Raw genomic sequence first — 24065 nt, 5'->3', positions numbered from 1 at the left:
AATTAGGGCTCGGCAACAACCAATTGGGCCGTTTTTTCATCATCTACGTTTGTATCGGACATGGTCTTTAAGAATGCTATAATGGCCTTTTGTTCTTCTTGGGTGAGTTTCAATTCATCAAAAGGTAAGGTCTGGTGTTCCAAATCAAAGCCCATTCCGCCACCACCGCCTTTGTTGTAGAAATCCATAACCTCTTCCAGCGTATTGTACACCCCATTGTGCATGTAGGGTGCCGTAAATTCCGAATTACGTACGGTAGGAGTTTTGAACATTCCCAAATGCTCAGGTTTATTATAACGCCAGTAAAAACCAAGGTCGTCATCCAAAATTTTGTTTTCGGCCGTTTCCGGAACTCCTATGACCTCTTTTTCGGTCTCTGCATAAAATGGTGGCACTGTTCCATTTGTTAGCGGCATGAAGTGACATGTAGCGCATAACGCCTTGCCCATAAAAAGATTCATACCCAATTTTTCTTGGGAAGTAAACGAATCTTCTTCGGCTCTCATATTCTTATCGAACTTAGAATCAAATCCGTTTAAAGTAGATATATAAGATGAAATAGCTTTAATGATATCTGTGTTCCTATTGGAAATTCTTCCAAAAGCCTCCTCAAATAAAACGTGATAAGTAGTATCCTTTAATATGTCCGTAGAGAATTCATGCACACCTGTATTAAATTCCTGTTCATTATTGAATACGGATGAAATTTGATCCAAAATATTCTCTGCACGGCCATCCCAAAAGAAGCTTTTTTGAAACGCAACATTTATTAATGTAGGTGCGTTACGCTGTAAAGGGCTTCCATTGTTACCCGTATTCACAGGTATACCATCCGTATAGGCTTTTTCCGGCATGTGACAAGTTACACAGGCCATTTTACCCGTTTGCGACAAATTAGGGTCAAAAAACAGTTTTTCGCCCAAAGCAATTTGTTTTTCGGATGGATTTCTATTTATAGGTGGCGTAAAATAGGTTAGGTTAAACGCATCCTTTTCAAAAAAAGTAGGCGCATCAAAATTAAAAGGTTTGTTATCTACACCGCTCCAAAGTCCGCTTTCCTTTCTTATGCTGACCCAATTTCTCGTAATAGGATTCATATAATCCCGTATAAATGTGTAACGGTCAAAAGTGTTGAAATCGTTGTTTTTTTGAAGAAAACTGACCGCTTTTGCTATATTTTGATGAAATTCAGTATCTAAATCACTATTTTTTACCTGTATGATATCACGCAACGTATGATTATACACCTCTTCCAACCCTCGCAACGAGACCTCACTTTCCGAAAGTCCCAAACCGCTTACCGGTGTATCAAAACCAGATATACCTAAACTAATGATTCGTAAAAGTTGTTGATGAGTGGCTATAAAAAAACGCTCGGCACTTAAATCCCGTTCGGTAACATTTTTCAATAAATTAACCATTAAACCTTTGGTCAGAACCGTTTCTTTTTTAAAAACGGCGGGTGATTCGCCGCCTTCATAAATAGACTCTTCTATTTTCTGTAATCCAATAGGGCTCAATATACGTTCCGTATCTTCTGCAAAAACGGGTAAAGCGGGTCCATTGGCACGGTGCCCAACTTCTGGGTTTAGATATGATGCATAGGGTTCTGCTTTTTTAAAGGCAACTCGGAGCTCTTTGAAGATTTTTTTGGCCTCATCGCTTTCTGCATCCATTTTACTCAAGGTATCAATCAAATCTACCGCCTTGGTCATATTTTTTATATAGAACTCTTGTGCATAACTCCAGTCGTTAGTTTTGACATGGTCAACCTTTGCTAGTTCTTCATTTTTATTTTTACAGGAAAGAATACAAAATATCGATAAAAAAAAGAGGAGAAATTTATTCATAACAGAAGTAAGTTGAAACAAAAATTATAAAATAGGGAAAGACCCCCATCAAGAGATAGAGGTCTTTCACCATAAAATAGTATCGTCTTATCTAGGCAAACCTTTTAAGATAATGATTTGACCACCTTGGTTATCTTCTCTAGCACCTGCTGCAATTGCATCAGGGTTTTCAGATTCCATATCGTGACCATCTTTGCTCTTGTAATCATCATTCTGCCAGTAGTGTGGCTGAAGGTTCAACAAGAAAGTATCATCAACACCAACCTTGTCAGAGATATCTACCAATGCACCAAATTCTCCACTGAAACCAGTGCTTCCTGATGGATCAAGATCATTTCTGATCAATAATTCCAAAACTGTTTTTGCATTGTTTCCGTTTAAATCCGTTTGATAAATAGCGGCCGAGTGGTTTCTATCGAAAGAGTTAGGATCTTCTTGAAGGTATACAAAGTTCTCTGTAACCGTAATATTATCAGGACTCTGAAGCTCAGGAAGGTTACCATCCATGTTATTCGTATCTGTATTACCACTAATAATTTGAGTGATTTTTCCAGTCAATGGAGATTCTTCATCCAGCTCCAATTTGTAAGCTGTACCCCAATCGTTGTAAGTACCTCTTCCTGGACCTCTTCCTGTTACGGCAACGAAAACATTTCTTGCATTGTCAACAGAACCCTTTTGGTAATCAACATCTTCAACACGCATAAAAGCAGAAGCACCTACAGCAACACAAGCATCTTCCATTTCATTTTTTGTCATAGCCGCACCGTTTTCGATTTCAACGAATTCGAAAGCATATGTTTCTTGAAAAGCCAACTGACCTTCGTTATAGATAACACCTTCTTCAACAGCCATTGGCGCAATCGGGTTACCGTCTGCATCTGTAGAACCAGAAGCAACTTCTTTTAATTTAAGAACGTAAATTTTACCATTGGTTAAATCGGCATCCCCATTTTCAGAGTAATAAAGAGTAATCTGACCTTCCGAACCGCTAGAGTCATCATCACCTCCTATAATTACCGTTTTACCTTTATACGTATCTCTTGGTAAAGGAACAGCGTTTTCCCATGAGAACTCACCTAAAGCATCTAAACCAAAATCCGCAGTTGGCGTAGGTACGGCAACATGAGGGTCTATACCTTTAACATCATAGTGAAAGCTTTCTGAAGCAGAAAGAAAAATATCTTTTGCACCACCGTGAATGGCAGCTTCCCACATAGTACCAGAACACTGACGAGCGAAATCTGCAACCCCTGAGTTCAATAACCACTCACCGCCTGTAGGGTTTAAGTTTTTATCTAAATGGATACGACTAACCGCATAATCATCTTCAGCATTTACAATATACATGTAACCGTTACCTTCTTTTAAGAAACCGGCTCCATCTTGAGCACCTACCAATTGAAAACCGTCCTCTAAAATATCAGTAGAACTGATTAAAGAATAAGGTTTTACAAAGTTAAAGTTTGAATTCATTACTACTAAAGGCTCAAGATTCGATTTGTTCTCGAACATTGTTCCTTCATCTTCTTTTGGACCACCATGCCCAACATGTTCTTCTAATTTTTCACAGGAAGTAGTAGCTACCAAACCTGCTAGTAATAACAATTTAGATACTGTTTTCATTTTGTTCTTTTGGTTATTAGTTATACTAATTTTGAACAAAAATATCTTAGCAAATCCCAAATATTGTTAACTGACCGTGGTCATACTTTAAACTAAAGTTCAAGTTTGTGTTAAATCGTTAGCTTAACGTTACCATTTATTTTGATTCTAAATAGCAGCTGATTTTGGCATGAAAAACGGATTTATAATATGCCACATGGAATTATAAAATAAAAAAAAGGATGGCTTTTACACCATCCTAGTTATCATTATTAAGTTCTGTAATAACCTACTCGCGAACGATACCCATATCACCTAAATCCAAAGGAATCTTTTTTCCTCCTTCTTTAATTGATTTGTAAATAGCTTCTACAATAATCATATCTCGTTTGCCCATTTCACCAGGTGCATAGTTTGTAGTCCCCAGCATAATATGTTTTGCAAAATCGTCCATCTGAACTTTTTGCTGACTCTGGTGCGGGAATTTTATTTCCTTTCCGTCTGATGTGCGTCCGCTCAGCGGCCCATAATTATGGCAAGGATTAAGTTCTGCCCAACCTTTTTCAAAAGACACAAAAAGCCGGTTGGCATTGGCGTTATGTGAAGTAAATAAGTTACCCACAACCCCATCAGGGAATTCCATCTGTGCGGTAATGCTCTCATCTGTATCCTTAAAGTACTCCGGTCTAGAACTAAACTCCTGTGCAGCAACGGATATTGGGTTTTGACCCGTACCGTATATGTTACTCTGTATGCTGTACACACCCATATTCATTAATGCCCCACCACCGGAAAGCGCATGGTTCAATCGCCATTGGTCAGGATTTCCCCTAGAAATATATCCCGCATCGGAAGAAACGTAGCGTACGCTACCAAAAGGTTTTTGCTTTACCAGTCGTTTAATTTCGTTGGTATAAGGGTCAGATTGCATACGGTAACCAACAGATAATTTTACTCCAGCCTCATTGCACGCATCAATAATAGCATCACATTCCTTTACGCTTATGGCCATTGGTTTTTCACAAATAACATGCTTTCCTGCCTTTGCTGCACGAATACAGAACTCCGCGTGCATACTGTTGGGTAGAACTACATAGACTATATCAATATCCTTATTCTTGGCAATAGAATCAAAATTATCATAGTTGTACACATTCTTTTTAGGTATGCCGTACTTCTCCATCCACACCTTTTCCTTTTCCGGAGTTCCGGTCACGATTCCTGCTAGATAACAATTCTCGGCATCCTGTAAGCCTGGAGCTAATTGTCCGCTACTGTAACTGCCCAAGCCTACTAAAGCTATACCCAGTTTTTTCTTTTCCTTTCCCGAAGAAAAACCATAACCTAATCCAACACTGCTCAAAACAGCTGTTCCTGCGATACCTTTTGATAGTTTAGAATTAAAACTTCTTCTTGATATTTTTTTCATTTTATGTCCCTTTTAAATTTCCCCTCCTAAAATACAGATAATATTGGCTTCTAAAGTGAAGCATCTCAAATTCAAAATAGAAAATAAATTCTTTCCAATACCCGTAACATCTTAAAAGAATTAACTACCTATACATAAAAATAACATATGGCAGGTGAAGGTTTTATGGCACATGCAATTACGAGTTTAAGAACCAACAGGTCACTTTTAAAGAAGCGTAATTTTAAGGACTTAAAGGAGCTTTGTCAAAATGGAACGAGTAAAACGGAAGTTGAATTTAAAAAACTAAGTGCCCGAGAATGGGCAATATTGAAACAAAATATTAGAATGCAGCATAAAAACAACTTGCGCATTGAAATCATGATTTACGTTTTATCAATAGTCCTGACCTTTATAATTCTATTCTATATCTATTGGGCTTTTTTTATATAGCCCTTGCTCAATTAATTTTTATATTTCCGGTTGAAAGGCTACCTTTATAAGCCTTTCTTAACTTAAAAATTTAATGTCTGCCAAACCTTCCTCATATTTCAAAACGTTATCTATAATTCATTTGGCACTGGTTGGTGGCATTATCGCCTTTGGGACATTTAAATACCTAAACAACGGTACTTTTATAGCCAATGCAGACCCCAATGACATCTTTATCTATGTCATACCCATTGTAGGTGCATTTGGTTATTTCATGAGTCAGTTTATATTCAAAAAACAATTGCAAGCCATAAAAAAAACGGATAGTCTTCTTTTAAAAATGCAAAAATATCAAGCGGCTACCATTGTAAAATACGCTCTTATAGAAGGTCCTGCTTTTTTGGCCATAATTGCTTACGGGTTTAACGGTAATGCTCTATTCTTGGTCATTGCTATATTTTTAGTGGTCTACCTCTTCATGCAAAAACCTTCCCAAAGAAAGTTCCTAGAAGAAGTTCCGCTTACACTAGAGGACAAAAAGGAATTCAACAACCCACCAAACAGATAACTCAACAAACACAATGAAACTAAAACCAACGTTACTCGCTTTATTAATGGGACTAGGAATAATCAATGGAATAAAAGGACAGGATTGGCCAAATTTAAGTGAATTTCAAGACGCCAATGCAAAACTGGCTAAACCAGCTGCCAATGAAAACCGAGTTGTTTTTATGGGAAACTCCATAACCATAGGATGGATAAATTCTCGTCCGGAGTTTTTTGCCAACAAACCTTATGTTAACAGAGGTATTAGTGGCCAGACCACACCACAAATGCTTGTTCGTTTCAGACAAGATGTGGTAGACCTTGAACCTAGGGTCATGGTTCTTTTGGCCGGCACTAACGATATTGCTGGCAATACAGGGCCATCTACTTTAGAAATGATTATGGACAACATAAAATCTATGGCAGATATAGCCGAGGCCAACAACATAAAAGTAGTGCTTTCCTCTACGCTTCCCGCTTTTGACTACCCGTGGAAGCCCGGCATGGAACCGGCTCAAAAAATAGTTAAGCTGAATAAAATGATCAAGGCATTCGCCGAGAAAAAAGGCCATATTTATTTGGACTATTTTTCTGCATTAGCGGACGAAAGAAATGGTTTACCAAAGAAATATGCCAAGGACGGCGTTCATCCAACGGTTGAAGGTTACAAAGTCATGGAACCGTTAGTAGAAGAAGCTATTGCCCAAGCTTTGAATAATTAAAATAAACTTATTTGCTGCGGAACATGTGCTGAACACAAAAAAATAGCTGTTTATACATATCTTCGGTCGTGATTCTATTTTTGAATCCTACACTTTAAACCTGCAAATGCAAGAAACAGTACAAAATTCCGATTCAACAAATTCCCAAGATTCATCCAACACATATGATTCTATAATAATTGGGTCTGGAGCAGGTGGTTTGGCCACAGCTATTTGCTTGGCCAGGGCAGGTAAGAAAGTTATAGTATTGGAGCAACACGACGTTCCTGGGGGCTGGTGCCACAGCTTTTACCTAAACGGACATAGATTTACACCTGGAGTGCATTATGTGGGCCTGATGGCCGAGGGTGAAGCAACCAATGACCTATACCGAGGTTTAGGTATTGCCAACGATTTGGTCTTTTTTAGAATGAACCCGGATGCTTATGAACATGTACGGATAGGCAAAGAACGTTTTGATTTTCCCGCTAATCTTGATTTACTTATCGAACGGTTATCATCAAGGTTTCCCGAAGAAAAAAAGCAAATTCACAAATACCTTCACCTTACCCGAAAAGTAAGTGAAGAATTGTATTCCCTCCCCTACTTTAAGGGGTTTTGGCAAAAACTCACCATACCGTTCAAAACCAAACATTTTGGCAAATATGGGATGTTCAGCGTAAGGAAAGTTATAGGTTGGCATATAAAAAATCCGCTTTTAAAAAACATATTGAATATACAATGTGGTGATCACGGCGTGCAACCCAAAAAAGTTCCCTTTGTACTGCACAGTGCTTTAATGTACCATTACTTTCAAGGTGGGTATTACCCCATGGGCGGTGGTGGGGCCCTAATCAAAGCAATGACCAATACGTTAAAGAAACACGGTGGTGAACTTCGTACCAGTACGGCGGTTACCAAAATAGTATTGGAAGGAAATCAGCAAAAAAAAGCAGTTGGTGTTGTTCTGGAAAATGGACAACAGCTTTATGCCAATACCATCGTATCCAATGCCGATGTGGGCATAACGTATAATGATTTAGTGGGAAAAGAAAATTTAAGTGCTAAATTTCAAAAGAAGCTCGCTAATACCAAATATTCAAGCACTTCTTTAATGCTGTTCTTGATTGTAGATATGGATTTGCGCAAGGCAGGATTGGATTCCGGAAACATCTGGATGATGCCCAATAAGGACACGGATGATTTTTACGATAGTATGTTAGCATCGGACATTTCAAAAGGAGATGCTTTTGAAGGAATGTTCATTAGTTGTACTACTTTAAAAGATCCATCTAGCTTTGACGGCAAACATCATAGCATTGAGGCTATCACCCTCGTTGATTATAAGGCATTTGAGATGTTTAAGAACGAAAACCAGGAGCGCTCACAAGAATACTTGGATTTTAAGGAATTATTGATGCAAAAAATGATAAACGGTCTGGAAAAAGCCATTCCGGGAATTAGCAAGCACATAATTCAGAAAGACTTAGGCACACCTTTGACCAATAAGTTTTACGTGAACACCACGGACGGTAATATCTATGGTACTGAAAAAAGTTTAAAGCATATTGGTCCGTTTGCCTATAAAGCAAAAAGTGAAATTAAGAACCTCTATTTGTGCGGGGCCAGTATTCTTTCCCATGGCGTAGCAGGAGTTTCCCATTCAGGTGTAGATACCGCAGCCCAAATTCTGGAATGTGATCCGGATGACCTTAAAAAACCACAAGAAGACCAACATATTAGAATCTACGAGGCTGAAGATTCCACAGATTACCCTGAGTGGATGTTGAAAAAAATAGCGGTCAAAACTGCTCGGGCCAAAAACAAAAGCGAAGAAATTAATACATAAAATATATACTAGGTCGTTTTTGTCAATTTATTGTACTCGGCAGACCATTTGTTCTATCATATTTTAATAATACTTCTTAATTTTAAGAAGAACATTATTATACAGACAAATTATGCCAAACCAAAATCATTTTTATTCAGTCTTACTGTTATTTTTTTCCATTTATCAACTCCACGCACAAGTAAAAGTTTACGAGGGCCAAGAAACAATTCCCACCTATAAAATTGGCACGGACGAGGTCAGTCCCATTTTTTATACGGGTAGAGGTGTACAAGGTGCCCAGGGTAAAGTCTACCCATACGCTTCACAAACCAAATTGGGCGATTCCTTGGTTGATGTTACCTACGACATGGTATACTTAGAAAACGAATATATACGTGTAAAGGTGTTACCCGCATTTGGTGGTCGACTTTTTTCGGCAATTGATAAGACCAACGGTCACGAATTGTTCCATACCAACAGTGTGATTAAGCCTGATTTGATTGGCACCTTGGGTGCTTGGGTTTCAGGAGGAATTGAATGGTGTTTTCCCCATCATCACCGTACAACTACTATGCTCCCCAGCGATTATAGAATGATAAATAATGAAGACGGGAGTGCCACAGTTTGGATTGGAGAAACCGAAAAAACTAGGGATATGCGTGGCGTTGTAGGTATGACCCTAAAGCCTGGCCGTTCATACATAGAGGTTGATTATCGCATTAACAACACTAGTGATGTAACTACGACCTTTCTATTTTGGGCCAACGTTGCCATTACGGCAAACGACGATTTTAGAACGTTTTGGCCTCCTAGTCAAGAAATTGGAGTATTCCACAATAATAGCAGTTTTATAAAATGGCCTTTATCTAACAAAACCGATGATTATGGGCGTACTAGTTACGAAGAAGGCGTAGACCTTACTTGGTGGAAAAACCATCCTAATCCCGTTTCATTTTTCATGTGGGATATAAAGGAAGGATTTATAGGTGGATATGATTACGGACAAAAAGCAGGAACGGTTCATGTTGGTGACCCATTTGAGAATAATGCCTCTAAATTATGGCAATTTGGACCAGGGTTACAAGGACAAAATGCAAGAAGAAAATTAACTGATGATGGAAAGGCATATGTAGAGTTAATGACAGGGACCTTTTCTAATAATCAACCAGATTATAATTGGATACTTCCCCATTCCGTTAAAGACGCAAAAAACTACTGGTACCCTTTACGTGATTTAGAAGTGGTCAAAAATTCAAATACAGATGCTTCCGTCACCCTTCAAATGCGAAATGCAAAAACGGTCTTTTATGGCTTCAACACAACAAAAGATTTTAAAGGAGCAAAAGTTATTCTAAAGAACGGTGCAAACGTTTTAGAAGAAAAAACAATAGATATTGGCCCTGCCCATCCGTTTACAAGTACATATAAAAACAGAAAACCTTTAGATGAATATCAACTTACCGTTACCATCCAAGATGCAAATGGCAGTGAGCTTATATCCTATTCCCCATACAAACCAACCGAACCACAGCTTCCTGAAATTCAAGAAAAAGTAAAAAAACCGGAAGAACTAAAAACAGTTGAAGACCTTTATTTAACCGGCCGTTTCGTGGAACAATTTAGAAGGCCCGGTATAGAACCAGACGATTATTATTTAGCAGCATTAGAAAAATCACCTACGGATTATCGCACCAATATTGCTTTGGGCATTCGCCGAATAACACAAACAAAATATGAAGAAGCGCTAGAATATTTACAAACAGCTGCGGATAAATTAAAGATAAAATACTATCAACCTTTGGAAGGTGAAATATTCTATTATCTGGGAATGGCTCACCAGGCCTTGGGTCATGAAGAAGAAGCCTATTCTAATTTTGCAAGAGCTACCTGGTACTATCAATGGTTCTCTTCAGGTAACTTTAAACTGGCCCAAATAGAGAGTGCAAAGGGCAACTATTCAAAGGCTTTGGAATATGCTCAAGAAGCTTATTCAACCAATAATAGAGACGGAAGAATTGTGGTTTTGAACGCTGCTTTACTACGTAAACTAAACCGTCAAAATGAAGCCAATATAATATTAGAAAAGCAAATTGCCTATGACCCTCTAGATTTTTCTGTACTGTATGAAATAGAGTTGGGAAAAGGTGGTAGCTCAATGGACTCATGGAAAAAAAGCATGCAAAATCCTGAAAATAATTATTTGGAGATTGCTACCAATTACATGAACGCAGGCCTTATTGAAGACGGGCTTGCCTTGTTAACTAGTATAAAAAATGAATCAACCCCGCTTACCGGGTACTACAAGGCTTGGTTCTATTCTGAATCAGGGAATTCGCAGCAAGCTACCAATGCCATTTCAACAGCAAAAAGAGCATCTTTGGATTACGCTTTTCCATATCGTTCGGAAACCGAAACTGTTTTAAACAAGGCATTGGAAATAGATGCCAATAATGCTACTACCTTTTATCTTTTAGGTAACCTTTTGTATGATAAAAGACCTGATGATGCACTAATGTATTGGCAGAAGGCTGGAGCAATAGACACAAGTATTCCTATGGTTTGGCGTAACCTGGCATTTGGGGCTTTCTACCACCAGAAAAATCCATCACAGGCCATAGATTACATGACTAAAGCAATCGCTCTTGATAATTCAAACCCCTTATGGTATTCGGAACTTTCTAAATATTATGATGAATCCGATGCCGATTTCAAGAAAAACCTAGACATTCTAGAGCGTAACCTTTCCATTGCCAAAGAAGATGTGGATGCACCTAAAACCTATGTAGAGCTACTTAACCTTGCCGGTGATTATGATAAAGCAATTGCATTTCTAGACGAGCATCACTTTAGAACTTGGGAAGGCGGCAGGGAAACCTATTGGCACTATGTTGATGCGCACACTTTAAAAGCTAAACAACTCATAGCCGACCAAAAGGCTAAAGAGGCTATTACACACTTAGAACGCGCATTACTTTATCCAGAAAATCTTGAGGTAGGGAAACCCACCCATGATGAGAAGAACGCCATGATTTACTATTATATGGGTGAGGCCTATACTCAGCTGGGCGATACTAAAAAAGCAAAATCCAGTTATCAAAAAAGTGCCGCTGCCCAAAACGGAAGAGGTATGAACAACCTTTTATATTTTCAAGCAAAATCCTTTGAAAAACTAGGAGATTCAGCAAAAGCTACATCTATGTTCCAAAGCTTAATTGAAAAAGGAAGCGCAATGCGTGAAAATGGTACTGGTAATACCCTCATTGCTGTTGAGGAGGCATCGGCAACAAACAACAAATTTATTTCTAACTCCTACTACTTGGAATCTTTGGGCAATGCCGGATTGAACAATACGAGTGAATCAAAAAAGAAATTACAAAAGGCGTTAGACATTTATCCTAATCATCTGTGGGCTAAAGTAATGATGCAAAATTAATATGGAGTATTTTATATCAGCACACCCCAAAATCTGGGTGTTGGTAATTCTCTCGTTATTGTCAACTTGTTTGTTTGCCCAAGAGAAAGCAAAACTTTTCTTGGGAGAACAAGTTATCTACAAGGTATTTAAAACTGGCGAACCCATGACTATTGATGGAAAGCTGAATGAAGAAAGTTGGTCCAAAACAGAAGCCCGAACGTTAGATTATTTTTATAGGATAGAAAAACCTACCGACCAACAAAAATCAACTTTTAGAATGCTTTGGGGAAAAGAAAAGTTCTATGTATTTTTTGAAATGGAAGACCAATATATAACTGCCAGGGAAACTAAAAGAGATGGACAACCTTACTTTGATGATTGTGCCGAAATATTTTTTATTACCGCACCCGATAGTTTAGATACACATTTTGGATATGAACTTAATCTCAACAAGGCTGTAAACGACTTCATTTATTTCAATGATTATACAGAAGGAAAAGATGTAGTCTACAAATCTTTTAACCCAGACTTTGAAGTTGAGGTTACTTATAACGGTACTATAAATGATAATTCTGATATTGATAAGGGATGGACCATGGAAATGGCCATCCCTTATTCAAATTTTGGTGAGCTTGGTGAAGTTGTTACGATTAAACCCGGTAATAGATGGGCTTTTCTTGCTATTAGGCAAGACCGTAATGATGCCAAGGGCAACAGGCGGTCTACTTCAACCATTTTCCCTATTTATGATATTTCCAAGAATGTACATCAAGCCAACCGTTTTGGCTTAATGGAATTCGTTGAATAAAAATATGTTACCAGTTGGTAAACGAACCATCTTTGCGTCTTAGTCTTGGAATTTCAATAGGTTTAAAACCTTTTTCCAAAGCTAATTCCTCATTGAACTCCACTCCCAATCCCGGTGTATCCAATACAGGATAAGTTGGTCCATCCAAAATAGGACGTACCGGATAAAATTCCGGAGCATCCGTACCCATATATTGTGCAGGTGTATTCATTTCTTCCAACCAACCAAAGTTAGGACTAGCAGCCGCCATGTGAATGGTAGCAGCTGTACATATAGGCCCTAATGGGTTATGGGGCATCAAATCAATGTAATGTGCTTCCGCTAAACTCGCTACTTTCATCGCCTCGGTAATTCCACCTACATTACAAATATCAATACGCGCATATTGAGTTAAATTTCGTTCTAAAAATGGTAAAAACTGCCATTTACTTGAAAATTCCTCTCCTATCGTAAAAGGTATATCAACCATTTTCCTAAGATTCTCATAGGCTTCTGGATTTTCATCGCGAATAGGTTCTTCAATATAATCCAACGTTCCCGGTGGCATACGTTTTATAAATGAATAGGTCTGCGCAGGAGTAAGACGCGTATGGTAATCTATACCAATGGTTACTGCAGAACCAACTTCTTTTCTTAAGTCCGTAAGCCATTCAGCTATAACAGCAATGGATTCTCGTGGTTCAAAAAGTTCCTTATCGCCTTCTGCTTCAAATTCTGCAGGAGCCAAACGCAACATGTTCCAACCATCTTTTATACATATTTTAGAATACTCGAAAAGTTCTTCTCGTGTTCTAAAACGAACCGAAGCAAAACAGTCTACATGGTCGCGATGTTTCCCTCCCAATAGCTCGTATACGGGTACGCCCAAAGCTTTTCCCTTTATATCGTACAGTGCAATATCTATAGCTGAAATAGCTGCTGTAAGCACCCTTCCGCCTTCAAAATATTGCCCTCTGTACATTTCTTGCCAAAGTGCACCAATATTGCGTGCATCCTTACCTATCAGGAAACCCTTAAAATGTTCTATTGCACCTATAACTGCCAATTCCCTTCCGGAAAGTCCCGAAGCGCCCCAACCGTAGATTCCTGAATCGGTTTCGATCTTAACGACCAACTGGCTTCCGAAACCTACATTGATAGGAAAAGTTTTAATAGCTGATATTTTCATAAAATTTGTATTTACTAGTGTTTGAGTTTATTTTGATTTTGGTACGATACGCTCAACCTTACCCACAATAAAGGTGTAAGATATAAAACCAAGCAATGCTATACCACCAATAAAGAATAGTGCTGGACTAAAATCTCCATCCTCTACCAAATACCCAATAACAATGGGAACAACTATTCCTGCAAGTCCGCCTATAAAATTAAAAGCACCACCGGTAAGCCCTATGAGTTTCTTTGGAGCCATGAGTGAAATAAAGACCCATGCAATGCTGGCGAGACCATTTCCAAAAAATGCAATGGCCAAAAATAATATGACGAAAAATGTGCTCTCTGTATAATTGGCCCCTATAATACAAGTGGAAAGTAACATACCAATAATGATGGGAGTCTTTCTTGAAATTTCAACGGAATACCCCTTTTTAATCATAAAATCAGAAGAGAATCCTGAAAGAAGTACTCCAAAAAAGGCCGCCAAAAATGGAATTGACGCCAAAAATCCTGATTTCAGGAAATCTAATCCTCTAAATTCTACCAAGTATGTTGGGAACCAGGTTAGAAAAAATATGGTGGTGGCTCCTAAACAAAATTGACCAATATATAGCCCCCACAACTTTCTGTAGATAAAAGCCTGTTTAAAATCGTGCCAATCAAATTTTTTCTTTTCTTCTTTTTTTACATCGTTCTTACCAATCAGTCCGCCACCTTTTTCAATATATTCCAACTCTTTCTGGCTTATGGATTTATGGTCTTGTGGGTTTCTGTAGAAAAAATACCATATTGCCGCCCATACTAGGCCTATAATACCGGAAATAATAAAGAGTCCTCTCCAACCAAAATAATTTTGGATAGCAACAAGAACGGGCGTTAGGAAAGCAAGCCCCAAGAATTGACCCGATGTGTAAACGGCAATAGCAGATGCCCTTTCATTTTCAGGAAACCATCTGGTAACCACTAAATTATTGATTGGGTAGGAAGGCGCTTCAAATACGCCTATACTGGCACGCAAGCCTAGTAATGCCGCAAAAGAGCTTACCATACCCTGTATAAGTGTTGCAATGGACCATAAAGCCATTATTGCAGAGTATAAGATTCGTGTAGGAAGTTTATCCGCAACAATACCACCTGGAATCTGAAGACAAGCATAAGTCCAGCCAAAAGCCGAAAAAACATACCCCATTTGCACATTGCTAAGCCCCATATCTTCTTTCATGGCAAAAGCGGCAACCGAAATATTACTTCGATCTAGATAATTTATGACCACCGTAATAAAAATCATGGCTAGTATATTGTAACGTTTTCGTGAAGAATTCTCCTTTTGGTTTAAGTCAATCATGAATTTTGGTTCAATTATTTAGAAATACGTGCGATTAAAAATTAGCCTTTCAAAAACTATAACAGGATAATTTTACACCCCAATTAAAAAAAGTGTCAAGATAACAATTAATATTTCTTGGAATAAAATATTTCTGTTTAAAATAAATTCAATTACAAGAATTTAGTTAGAAAAAAGAAACGGCAGCAGACCTAAAAGTCTGCCACCGTTTTCAAACAACTAACTCAACTAGTTTATTTTTACCCTTATTAATAAGCTGGGTCTTGCGTTAATACACCAGGCTGTAAATCTATCTGGGTTTGTGGTACAGGCCAGTGATCATCTTGTCCTGCAGTGTAAGTAGAACCTTGTAACCATGGTAATTTTTCATTACTTAACTCAGAGTCTAGGTATTTATTGATGGTAACATCATCTATTCCCCATCTTACCAAGTCTTGGAAACGCATTCCTTCCAAAGCAAATTCTAGACGCATTTCATGATATATAGCTTTTCTAGCATACTCTTGATTTGGAAATGAAGGGTACAGACCAAGATTGTAATTGGCCGCAGGTTGATCTTCATCAATATCCAATTCAGCATCACTTTCAAAAGTTGTATTGTTTACTTTACCCATTACTAAATCGTCTTGAGCACGTTCACGTATCTCATTTACTAAGTCTCTTGCCCTACCAAGGTCATTTTCTTCCATAGCTACCTCTGCTCTCCACAAAATGATATGACTTAACCTAAATAGACGCCAGTTATTCCCGTTAAGACCATTTGACCAAATTGGACTAGAAATGGATATAACCCCTTTGTTTCTCTTATAGAACATAATTTTCTTGTTTAAGAAAGGTCCCATCCCTGCTTGATCCAACATCCAATCACTACCGGACATTGGTCCCCAATCCAAGAAAGGAATACCACGCCTACCAATGGTCCAATCTACTCTTGGATCCAAAGAAACATCAGTGGGTGTAAAAGGTTCAGTATCCAACAGTCCGTAATCTTCCAATAAAAGGTCATCTTGAAAATTATCTAACAACGGTAGACCGTCCGTATCTGTTTTAAATGCATTGAACAAATCAAAACTTGGTGCACTATACGAACAACATGACCCAACTTCACTACCTCTAGGAAACAAAGTTCTGTGGTCCGCTCCACTATTGGCATCGCCTGCACCATCGTTTACCGTATACTGAACTTCAAAAATACTCTCAGCATTATTTTGTTTTTCCTCGTCAAAATTATCATAGTAATGATCCATTAATTCAAAAGGACCGTTATCAATAATATCATCCAAATAAGGTTTTGCTTCGGCAAACTCTTGTTGAAACATATGAACACGTGCCAAAAGCGCTTTGGCGGCCCAACGAGAGGCACGTCCTATTTCAACATCTTCGGCCATACCATTATCTATTCCCCACTTAATATCGGCTTCAATTTTGTCCCATACTTCCTCGTTATTGGTCACTTCACTTGCAACAACATCTTCCGTTATGTATGGAATCTTCTCAATTTTATTACGCAGTTGAAAATGGAACCATGCGCGCAACCAACGTGCTTCCGCCTCTAGTTGTATGGCATCTGCGGGGTCTACATTCTCTCCCGCTTTTTTAAGAACACGAATAGCATCATTAGCTCTGGCAATGGCATCATAATTTGCCGCCCATAAACCTTCTATCCATGGATTGGCCGCATCTGTCTCATATCTTTCAATAAGGTTAATTGGACTCCACCCCCCAGTTTGATCGCCACGGTGCATATCATCAGATGGTACATCTCCCCAAACCCAGTTGGTTGCAGATGCTTCTCCCTGACCGCCTGCTTCACCAGCAGAATACCCATCTATCCTAGAATAAGCCCCAACGAGCAAAAGGTCTACGCCATCTGCGTTGGTTAATATTTCCTCACTTACAGCTCCTTTTGGTTTTTCTTCAAGAAACTCCTCTCCGCACGACCATGAAAGGGCCGTGACCATAGCGAGCAATCCCGTTTTTATAACTATATTATTTTTCATTTTTTTTGCAATTTTATGTTTTATAATGAGATGTTAAGACCAAAAATGATCTGTCTTGGGGAAGGCCAAGTACCCAAATCCAAACCTCTATCTATATCACTAGAGAAGTTAGAATCAGGATCATTATACAAAGCTATTTCCGGATCAAGACCAGAGTAATCCGTTATAGTGAACAAATTTGTTCCCATAACATAGATTCTCATTTTAGTAAGGCTTGTCTTGTCCAATATGCGTTGCGGCACATTAAACCCTATCTGTGCATTCTGCAAGCGTATATAAGATGCATCTTCAACTAAATCTGAATGTGTATTCTGCTCAAAACTGGTCTGAGAAGAAGCTTTTGGCAATACTGCATCTGCATTGTTATCTAAATATGGGCTACCCCAAGATCTATATAAACGGTCTGCACTTTTCGGTCCTTGAAACAATCCGTATCTGGTAAAACGGTTATAGTAGTTAATAGCGTCATTACCTTGGCTCGTATATAAGCTTGCTCTAAAATCAAAACCTTTGTACTCCATTCCCAAGTTAAGACCCGCGGTGAAATCCGGATTTGGATTTCCTATAAAGGTTCTATCATCAGGAGTAATGTCACCACTACCATCGAAATCCCTAATCTTAAGATTACCCGGTTGATTGTAAGTACCATTTTCTGGATGGGCATCTGCTTCTGCTTGAGTCTGGAAAATACCATCTACAATATAGCCATAAAATTCCGGAAATGCTCTTCCTTGCTCTACTCTTGAATAGGTCTGAGCTCTTTGACTTCTACCTGTAATAAATTCATCTTCATTACCACTAAGTTTTTTAACAGTGTTCTTGTAGGTAGAGAAAATTACACCCACATTATATTTAAAGTCTCCTTCTTCAGAGCCACCTCCATTATAACTTAGTTCAATATCAACACCTTTGTTTTCCATGTCTCCAATATTTACACTTGGCGCCGTAGCAAAACCTTCTACTGCAGGAATAGCTATTGGGAACAACATGTCTTGCGTATCCTTTCTCCATAAGTCTACGGTAAGGTTTACATGACTGAACAAAGTTGCATCAACAGCGAAGTTTGTTGAGGTTGTAGTTTCCCATTTTGCATCAGGATTACCGATTGCGGTAGACTGGAAACCTTGTTTAATAGTATTATCCGAACCACCAAGGCCGTAAAAAGAGCTTCCCAAATCAGAACCGAAGGTGCTAAAACCATTGTAATTTCCTATTTGATCGTTACCTGATTGTCCCCAACCTGCTCTAAGTTTTAAGTAATTTAACCAGCTGCTATCTGCCAAGAAGTTTTCTCTTGACACAACCCAACCACCGGATATTGCGGGGAAATTACCCCATCTATTATTGGCACCAAATCTAGATGATCCATCACGTCTCACCGTAGCTTCAACCATGTATTTATCATCATAAGAATAGTACAGTCTTGCGAAATATGAATTCAGTGCCCATGCAGCGGCTTGAGAACCGTTTGTTTGATTTTCCGAACCGGAACTCAACAAAAAGAAATCATCATCCGTAGAAATAAAACTTTCTCTCCCGGCACTAATTTGATCATAATTAAAACGGGTAGATTCCGTTCCTAACAACACATCTAAGTTGTGCTTATCGTTAAATGTTTTTGAATAGCTAAGCGTGTTGGTAAAGTTCCAAGTTAAATCATTACTCCTAGTTTCTGTAAGTGTATGACCTGTGGTACCATTGGTGTTTTCTGGATCAGCAAAACGTGGGTCATGATTAGCGAACCAATTCATGTTATATCCTAAAAGCGTTTTAAACGTTAGGTTCTTAACTGGTTTTACTTCAACAAAAACATTACCTGTAACGTTCAACGTTGTACGTTTATCTTTTCGTTGTCTAAAATTATTTCCAACTGGGTTAGGACCATCATTTAATCCACCGCCAACAACACCTCCTGCAAAATTTCCAGCAACATCTCTCACAGGAATTAATGGGCTTGTTTCAATTATACTGTTAAAACCAACGGTATTACCTTTAGACTCACTAAGGGTAACCCCCAAACGTTCACCTATTTTCAACCAATCCTTTATTTCAGAATCTACGTTGGAACGAATTGCGTAACGGTTAAAAGAGTTATCACGTAAAACACCATCTTCCTTAAAGTAGTTTGCACTAAAGGCATATGTTGTTTTTTCTGAGCCACCCGAAACGGAAACTACAAAATCCTGTATCAATGCGGGTTGGTAAAGTCCTTCCATCCAGTTTGTACCTGCTTTGTTGGTCAAGGTAATGGGATATGTTCTTTCTTGGTACAAAGCCGGGTTCGTAGAAGGGTCTCCTATTGAAGCTCCGTTTGGAAATAAGTAATCATTTACCTGTGTAGCTCTTATATTATTAGGGTCAAAACGAAAATGAGCGTGATTAGGAGTAATACCGTCATTAGTCTGCTCCAACCAAATCTGCTGACCTATTAAGTTGGGGTCAGTAACAAATTCATAACCTGCTGTTGATGTACCCATACCACTTCTTAAACTTACATCTACTTTTGCCGGTTGCGCTTTTCTACCAGAGACCGTGGTTATAAGAATTACACCGTTTGCACCTCTTGAACCGTAAATAGCAGTTGAGGAAGCATCCTTAAGAACTTGCATAGATTGAATCTGGCTAGTTGGTGGTGGCGTTGCACCAAAAACCCCGTCAACAACATAGAGAGGACCGTTACCATTAATAGTACCTAAACCACGAATCCTTACCTGAGCATTCTGCCCTGGTCTAGCCGAAGCATTTACCGTTACACCAGCTGCACTACCTTGAAGTGCCCTTGTTGCATCGGCAGAAGCTTGTTGCTCTATGTAAGCCGTTTTTACGGTACTTACAGCACCTGTTACATCGGCCTTTTTTCTTGACCCATAACCAATAACAACAACCTCGTCCAACAATTGGGAGTCAGGTTGTAGTTGTACATTGATGCTAACGCCGGTTTCGGCAGTTACTTCTTTTGTGGTATATCCTGTGTAAGAAATAACCAGGACATCCCCAGACTTTGCGGCCAACGTAAAATTACCATCAAAATCCGTTACAACACCATTGGTGGTGCCTTTTACTAAAACATTGGCACCGAACATGGGTTGATTAAGTTCATCGGTTATGGTTCCACTTACGTTGGAATCTTGTGCGTATCCCATAGAGACACAAGTCAACATAAGCCCAAACAGCAACCAATGCTTGCGTTTTGTTAGTTGTTTAAATAAACATTCTTTCATAATAATGTCTGTTTTTGTTAGTTAGTATTTTGATTAAACAACAGAAGATGCTCTGAAAATTTAGGATTTTCACTTTCAAAACTATCTTCTAATGAGGAATCAATAATTATTTGATCAAAGAAAGTATATTGTATTAGTTAGCAGTCGGTACTAATTGATCAAAATCGGGTAATTATAGGTCACATGTATTTTTTATGACCTGTAATTACCTAAGCATGAACCTATTTTACCCGATTCATTGAACTTGTTTCCGTATTTTGACCCTTATATATAAAATTGGTAATGCTTCATTCGTACATAAAAGCTGATTCAAATACAATCTTATTTCCATTGATTAAAAAATGGTCTTTAAGGTTGGTATGCGTTCTATTTGTCCTTTCTGCTTCTTGTAACAAATCAATAGAGAAACCTATTGATAATGCCACAACTTTATTCACCTTGGTAACTTCTGAAAATTCAGGAATTGACTTTGCAAATACGCTTACGGAAACGGCAGAGGAAAACCACTTGTTGAATGAAAACTTTGTTACCGGAGCTGGAGTGGCCATTGGGGATATTAATAATGATGGTCTTCCTGATATTTATTTTACCGGCAATCAAGTTCACGATAGACTTTACCTCAATAAAGGAAATATGGAGTTTGAGGATATTACCGAAAAAGCGGGTATTTTAAAAACAAATAGCTGGTCCACAGGAGTAACCTTTGCAGATGTAAATAGTGATGGGCTCCAGGACATCTATGTCTGTAAGAACGAACAAAAAAACAGGGATAAAAGCACCAATTTACTTTATATAAATTCCGGTAACGGTACATTTAAGGAAATGGCGGAGCACTATGGTGTAGATGATAAAGGATTTTCTATACAAGCTAGTTTTCTGGATTACGATAAAAACGGACTCATTGATCTTTACGTTATAAACCAGCCACCAGGCTATGGCAACAGACAAGGTGGTAAGAAAAGAAAAACGGGCACAAATCCAATGTACAGTGATAAGCTATATAGAAACCTAGGGCCTGATATTGGTTTTATTGAGGTCTCCCCCATGTCTAAAACTGAAAATTTGGCTTTTGGTCTATCGGTAGCCGTTGGCGACCTCAATAATGATGGGTGGCAAGATATGTATGTTGCCAACGATTACAATGAACCAGATTTCTATTATGTAAACGATACAAAGGGAGCTTTCAAAGAAAGTCTAAAAACTCATTTTAAGCATATTTCAAATTTTAGCATGGGTACTGATATTGCCGATTTTGACAATGACGGTAATCTAGATATTATGGTATTGGATATGGTTGCGGAAGACCACAAGCGTATTAAAACCAATATGGGGGGCATGAACCCTAAAAGTTTTTGGAACATTGTTGCAGAAGGTGGTCACTACCAATATATGTTCAATACGCTACAGAAAAACAATGGCAACGGAAGCTTTAGTGATGTTGCTCAGATGGCGGGAGTCTCCAATACTGATTGGAGTTGGGGGCCACTAATCGCCGATTTTGATAATGACGGACTAAAAGACCTGTTCGTTACCAATGGTATTAAACGCAATATGCGCAATAGCGATGTAAACAAAAAGTATGAACGCCTATTGGACAGCATTGATAATCTAGCCAAAAAAGAGAATAAAAAATTTGAAGAAGTGGTAGATGTACTGTCATTAGCCAAACTTGCTCCGGAAGACAAACTTCAAAATTATATCTATAAAAATAACGGAAATCTGACTTTTGAAAAACAAAACAAGAAATGGGGTTTTGAATTGGAGACTTTATCAAATGGAGCCGCTTATGCAGACCTTGACCAAGATGGCGATTTAGATTTGGTCGTAAACAACATTGATGAAAAAGCATTTATCTATGAAAACCACACGGTAGACAAGAACATGGGAAACTATCTTAGAATAAACCTTTTTCCTTCTACCCAAACCGAAGCTTTAGGCAGTAGAGTAGTTGTTTATAGAGATACTCACCCTTGGCAAACCATAGAGGTAACCAATGTAAGAGGGTATATGTCCAAAAGTGAAAATACGGTTCATTTTGGATTAGGTGAATTAATGAATGTTGAAAAAATACGCATCCAATGGCCCAACGGTCAGGTAAGTGAACTAAAAAATATTCAGGCCAACCAAAGTTTGGATATTCATCAGAAAAACGAAGAATTCGTAAATACCTCAAACATTTCCATTAAACCTATTTTTAAAGAAAATACCGTACAGACCAACTTAAAATACAAACATCAGGAAAATACGTTTGATGATTACCAAAAACAAGTACTCTTACCGCACAAAATGTCTCAATTTGGACCAACAATAGCTGTAGCTGATGTTAATTCAGACGGATTAGAAGATTTTTATGTTGGTGGTGCTTCGGGAAAAAGTGGAATGTTGTTCGTCCAGAATACCCGAGGTCAGTTTGATTCCATTCCACAAAAAGATTTTCTTATCGATAAAACATCTGAAGATCTAGGGAGCCTCTTTTTTGATATAGATAATGATGGAGATCAAGATCTATTTGTGATCAGCGGGGGTTATGAATTTCAGGAAAACAGTAAACACCTTCAAGACCGCCTCTACCTTAATGACGGTACGGGATATTTTAGCAAAGATAACAGCAGGTTGCCAAAATACTCAGAAAGCGGCTCGCAAGTTATTTCGGCAGATTATGATAATGATGGAGATCTTGACCTTTTTGTGGCTGGCAGACAAATACCGGGCAAGTACCCTTCACCGGCCAACAGCATGCTATTGGAGAACGACAATGGCTACTTAAAAAACGTTACCGAGGCAAAAGCTCCTCGTTTTATGAATTTGGGAATGGTAACCTCCGCTCAATGGGCAAACATTAACGATGATGATAAATTGGATTTAATTGTTGTAGGTGAATGGATGCCCATTACAACATTCCTACAAACCAAAAATGGAACTTTTAAACCCTCTACTATAAAAGGTTTAGAAAAGACCAATGGATGGTATTACAGTGTTACCAAAGCTGATATGGATAATGATGGTGATGATGATTTTATTGTCGGGAATTTAGGATTGAACTACAAATACAAAGCTACACCGGAACATCCTTTTCAAGTCCATAGCGCCGATTTTGATAAAAACGGAAAACAGGATATTGTTCTTAGTTATTTTGAAGAAGGTGAGGTTTACCCTATTCGCGGAAGGTCTTGCTCCGTAGAGCAAATTCCCGAATTGGATGCCAAATTCCCAACGTTTGAATCATTTGGAGATTCTGATTTAAAGGACATTTATGGAGACCAACTCAATGATGCCCTTCATTTATCCGCATATACCTTTGCTTCCTATTATATTGAAAATAAAGACGGAAAATCCTTTACGCTGCACGAACTTCCCAAATTGGCACAGGTTTCTAGTATTAATAGCATCTTAGCTGAAGATTTTGATAGAGATGGTCATAAAGACCTTCTAATTGCTGGAAATCTATTTACTTCCGAAATTGAGACCACAAGGAATGATGCCGGTATAGGTCTCTTCCTGAAAGGCAACGGCAAAGGAGATTTTTTTCCTATAACAACTGCCCAAAGTGGGTTTTATGCCCCATTTGATGTCAAAAACATGAAAATTATTAAGAAAAAGGGCAAATCCAATATTCTAATCGGTAATAACGACCATTACCTTCAGCTTGTGGAGTACAACTAATAGTGACAAGTCATTTTTAGACCAAAAACTCAACAGTTACCCCAAAAAATAAACGCAACAATTAATAACCAAACTCACTCCAAAA

The 24065-nt window shown here is 38.4% G+C and carries 14 protein-coding genes; 7 read left to right on the top strand and 7 right to left on the bottom strand.

Annotation, left to right across the window (positions count from 1 at the left end; translation table 11 throughout):
* Positions 1-2: 2 nt before the first annotated feature.
* The 3 genes from SJY45_RS02335 to SJY45_RS02325 form a co-directional block, all read right to left on the bottom strand.
* The gene (locus SJY45_RS02335) at positions 3-1850 is read right to left on the bottom strand and encodes a cytochrome-c peroxidase (protein ID WP_400073130.1); all 1848 of its coding nucleotides are present in this window, start codon (positions 1848-1850) and stop codon (positions 3-5) included.
* An 87-nt stretch (positions 1851-1937) separates the two neighbouring features.
* Positions 1938-3476 carry a hypothetical protein gene (locus tag SJY45_RS02330; RefSeq protein WP_215439289.1) on the bottom strand — a complete coding sequence of 513 codons (1539 nt, stop codon included), beginning with the start codon at positions 3474-3476 and terminating at the stop codon, positions 1938-1940.
* A 268-nt stretch (positions 3477-3744) separates the two neighbouring features.
* Positions 3745-4884, bottom strand: a complete 1140-nt coding sequence (locus SJY45_RS02325; RefSeq protein ID WP_215914489.1) for a Gfo/Idh/MocA family protein — start codon at positions 4882-4884, stop codon at positions 3745-3747.
* 147 nt (positions 4885-5031) lie between these two features.
* Between SJY45_RS02325 and SJY45_RS02320 the strand changes: the two genes are divergently transcribed.
* From SJY45_RS02320 to SJY45_RS02295, 6 genes are all read left to right on the top strand, one after another.
* On the top strand, positions 5032-5316 hold the full coding sequence (locus tag SJY45_RS02320) for a hypothetical protein (RefSeq protein WP_400073129.1): 285 nt from the start codon (positions 5032-5034) through the stop codon (positions 5314-5316).
* A gap of 73 nt (positions 5317-5389) precedes the next feature.
* A complete protein-coding gene (locus SJY45_RS02315; RefSeq protein ID WP_303405745.1) occupies positions 5390-5863 on the top strand; it encodes a hypothetical protein in 474 nt (157 codons plus the stop codon).
* A 13-nt stretch (positions 5864-5876) separates the two neighbouring features.
* Complete coding sequence (locus tag SJY45_RS02310; protein ID WP_400073128.1) at positions 5877-6563, top strand: SGNH/GDSL hydrolase family protein; 687 nt, start codon at positions 5877-5879, stop codon at positions 6561-6563.
* A 106-nt stretch (positions 6564-6669) separates the two neighbouring features.
* The gene (locus SJY45_RS02305) at positions 6670-8391 is read left to right on the top strand and encodes a phytoene desaturase family protein (RefSeq protein ID WP_400073127.1); all 1722 of its coding nucleotides are present in this window, start codon (positions 6670-6672) and stop codon (positions 8389-8391) included.
* 112 nt (positions 8392-8503) lie between these two features.
* Positions 8504-11806 (top strand): DUF5107 domain-containing protein, encoded by a 3303-nt coding sequence (locus SJY45_RS02300; RefSeq protein WP_400073126.1) that lies wholly within the window; start codon positions 8504-8506, stop codon positions 11804-11806.
* A gap of 1 nt (position 11807) precedes the next feature.
* Complete coding sequence (locus SJY45_RS02295) at positions 11808-12596, top strand: carbohydrate-binding family 9-like protein (RefSeq protein WP_400073125.1); 789 nt, start codon at positions 11808-11810, stop codon at positions 12594-12596.
* 7 nt (positions 12597-12603) lie between these two features.
* Here the strand turns inward: SJY45_RS02295 and SJY45_RS02290 are convergent, their stop codons facing one another.
* From SJY45_RS02290 to SJY45_RS02275, 4 genes are all read right to left on the bottom strand, one after another.
* A complete protein-coding gene (locus SJY45_RS02290; protein WP_400073124.1) occupies positions 12604-13764 on the bottom strand; it encodes a mandelate racemase/muconate lactonizing enzyme family protein in 1161 nt (386 codons plus the stop codon).
* Between the two features lie 27 nt (positions 13765-13791).
* Entirely contained in the window at positions 13792-15096 is a 1305-nt protein-coding gene (locus SJY45_RS02285; protein ID WP_400073123.1) for an MFS transporter, read from the bottom strand.
* Positions 15097-15344: 248 nt separating this feature from the next.
* Complete coding sequence (locus tag SJY45_RS02280) at positions 15345-17096, bottom strand: RagB/SusD family nutrient uptake outer membrane protein (protein ID WP_400073122.1); 1752 nt, start codon at positions 17094-17096, stop codon at positions 15345-15347.
* Positions 17097-17116: 20 nt separating this feature from the next.
* Positions 17117-20317 (bottom strand): SusC/RagA family TonB-linked outer membrane protein, encoded by a 3201-nt coding sequence (locus SJY45_RS02275; protein ID WP_400073121.1) that lies wholly within the window; start codon positions 20315-20317, stop codon positions 17117-17119.
* A gap of 282 nt (positions 20318-20599) precedes the next feature.
* Between SJY45_RS02275 and SJY45_RS02270 the strand changes: the two genes are divergently transcribed.
* Entirely contained in the window at positions 20600-23980 is a 3381-nt protein-coding gene (locus SJY45_RS02270; RefSeq protein WP_400073120.1) for a VCBS repeat-containing protein, read from the top strand.
* Positions 23981-24065: the final 85 nt, after the last annotated feature.

The sequence above is a fragment of the Zobellia russellii genome, assembly GCF_044597075.1.
GTDB classification, from domain to species: Bacteria; Bacteroidota; Bacteroidia; order Flavobacteriales; family Flavobacteriaceae; genus Zobellia; species Zobellia russellii.
The sequence above is the reverse complement of the archived record's forward strand: the minus strand, read 5'-3'. Positions and strand labels throughout refer to the sequence as shown.

Bases quoted from the DNA above. Each gene is read 5' to 3' on its own strand.
- SJY45_RS02315 (WP_303405745.1), top strand. From the start codon at position 5,390: ATGTCTGCCAAACCTTCCTCATATTTCAAAACGTTATCTATAATTCAT.
- SJY45_RS02310 (WP_400073128.1), top strand. From the start codon at position 5,877: ATGAAACTAAAACCAACGTTACTCGCTTTATTAATGGGACTAGGAATA.
- SJY45_RS02305 (WP_400073127.1), top strand. From the start codon at position 6,670: ATGCAAGAAACAGTACAAAATTCCGATTCAACAAATTCCCAAGATTCA.
- SJY45_RS02270 (WP_400073120.1), top strand. From the start codon at position 20,600: ATGCTTCATTCGTACATAAAAGCTGATTCAAATACAATCTTATTTCCA.
- SJY45_RS02325 (WP_215914489.1), bottom strand. From the start codon at position 4,884: ATGAAAAAAATATCAAGAAGAAGTTTTAATTCTAAACTATCAAAAGGT.
- SJY45_RS02320 (WP_400073129.1), top strand. From the start codon at position 5,032: ATGGCAGGTGAAGGTTTTATGGCACATGCAATTACGAGTTTAAGAACC.
- SJY45_RS02285 (WP_400073123.1), bottom strand. From the start codon at position 15,096: ATGATTGACTTAAACCAAAAGGAGAATTCTTCACGAAAACGTTACAAT.
- SJY45_RS02300 (WP_400073126.1), top strand. From the start codon at position 8,504: ATGCCAAACCAAAATCATTTTTATTCAGTCTTACTGTTATTTTTTTCC.
- SJY45_RS02330 (WP_215439289.1), bottom strand. From the start codon at position 3,476: ATGAAAACAGTATCTAAATTGTTATTACTAGCAGGTTTGGTAGCTACT.
- SJY45_RS02275 (WP_400073121.1), bottom strand. From the start codon at position 20,317: ATGAAAGAATGTTTATTTAAACAACTAACAAAACGCAAGCATTGGTTG.
- SJY45_RS02280 (WP_400073122.1), bottom strand. From the start codon at position 17,096: ATGAAAAATAATATAGTTATAAAAACGGGATTGCTCGCTATGGTCACG.
- SJY45_RS02290 (WP_400073124.1), bottom strand. From the start codon at position 13,764: ATGAAAATATCAGCTATTAAAACTTTTCCTATCAATGTAGGTTTCGGA.
- SJY45_RS02295 (WP_400073125.1), top strand. From the start codon at position 11,808: ATGGAGTATTTTATATCAGCACACCCCAAAATCTGGGTGTTGGTAATT.
- SJY45_RS02335 (WP_400073130.1), bottom strand. From the start codon at position 1,850: ATGAATAAATTTCTCCTCTTTTTTTTATCGATATTTTGTATTCTTTCC.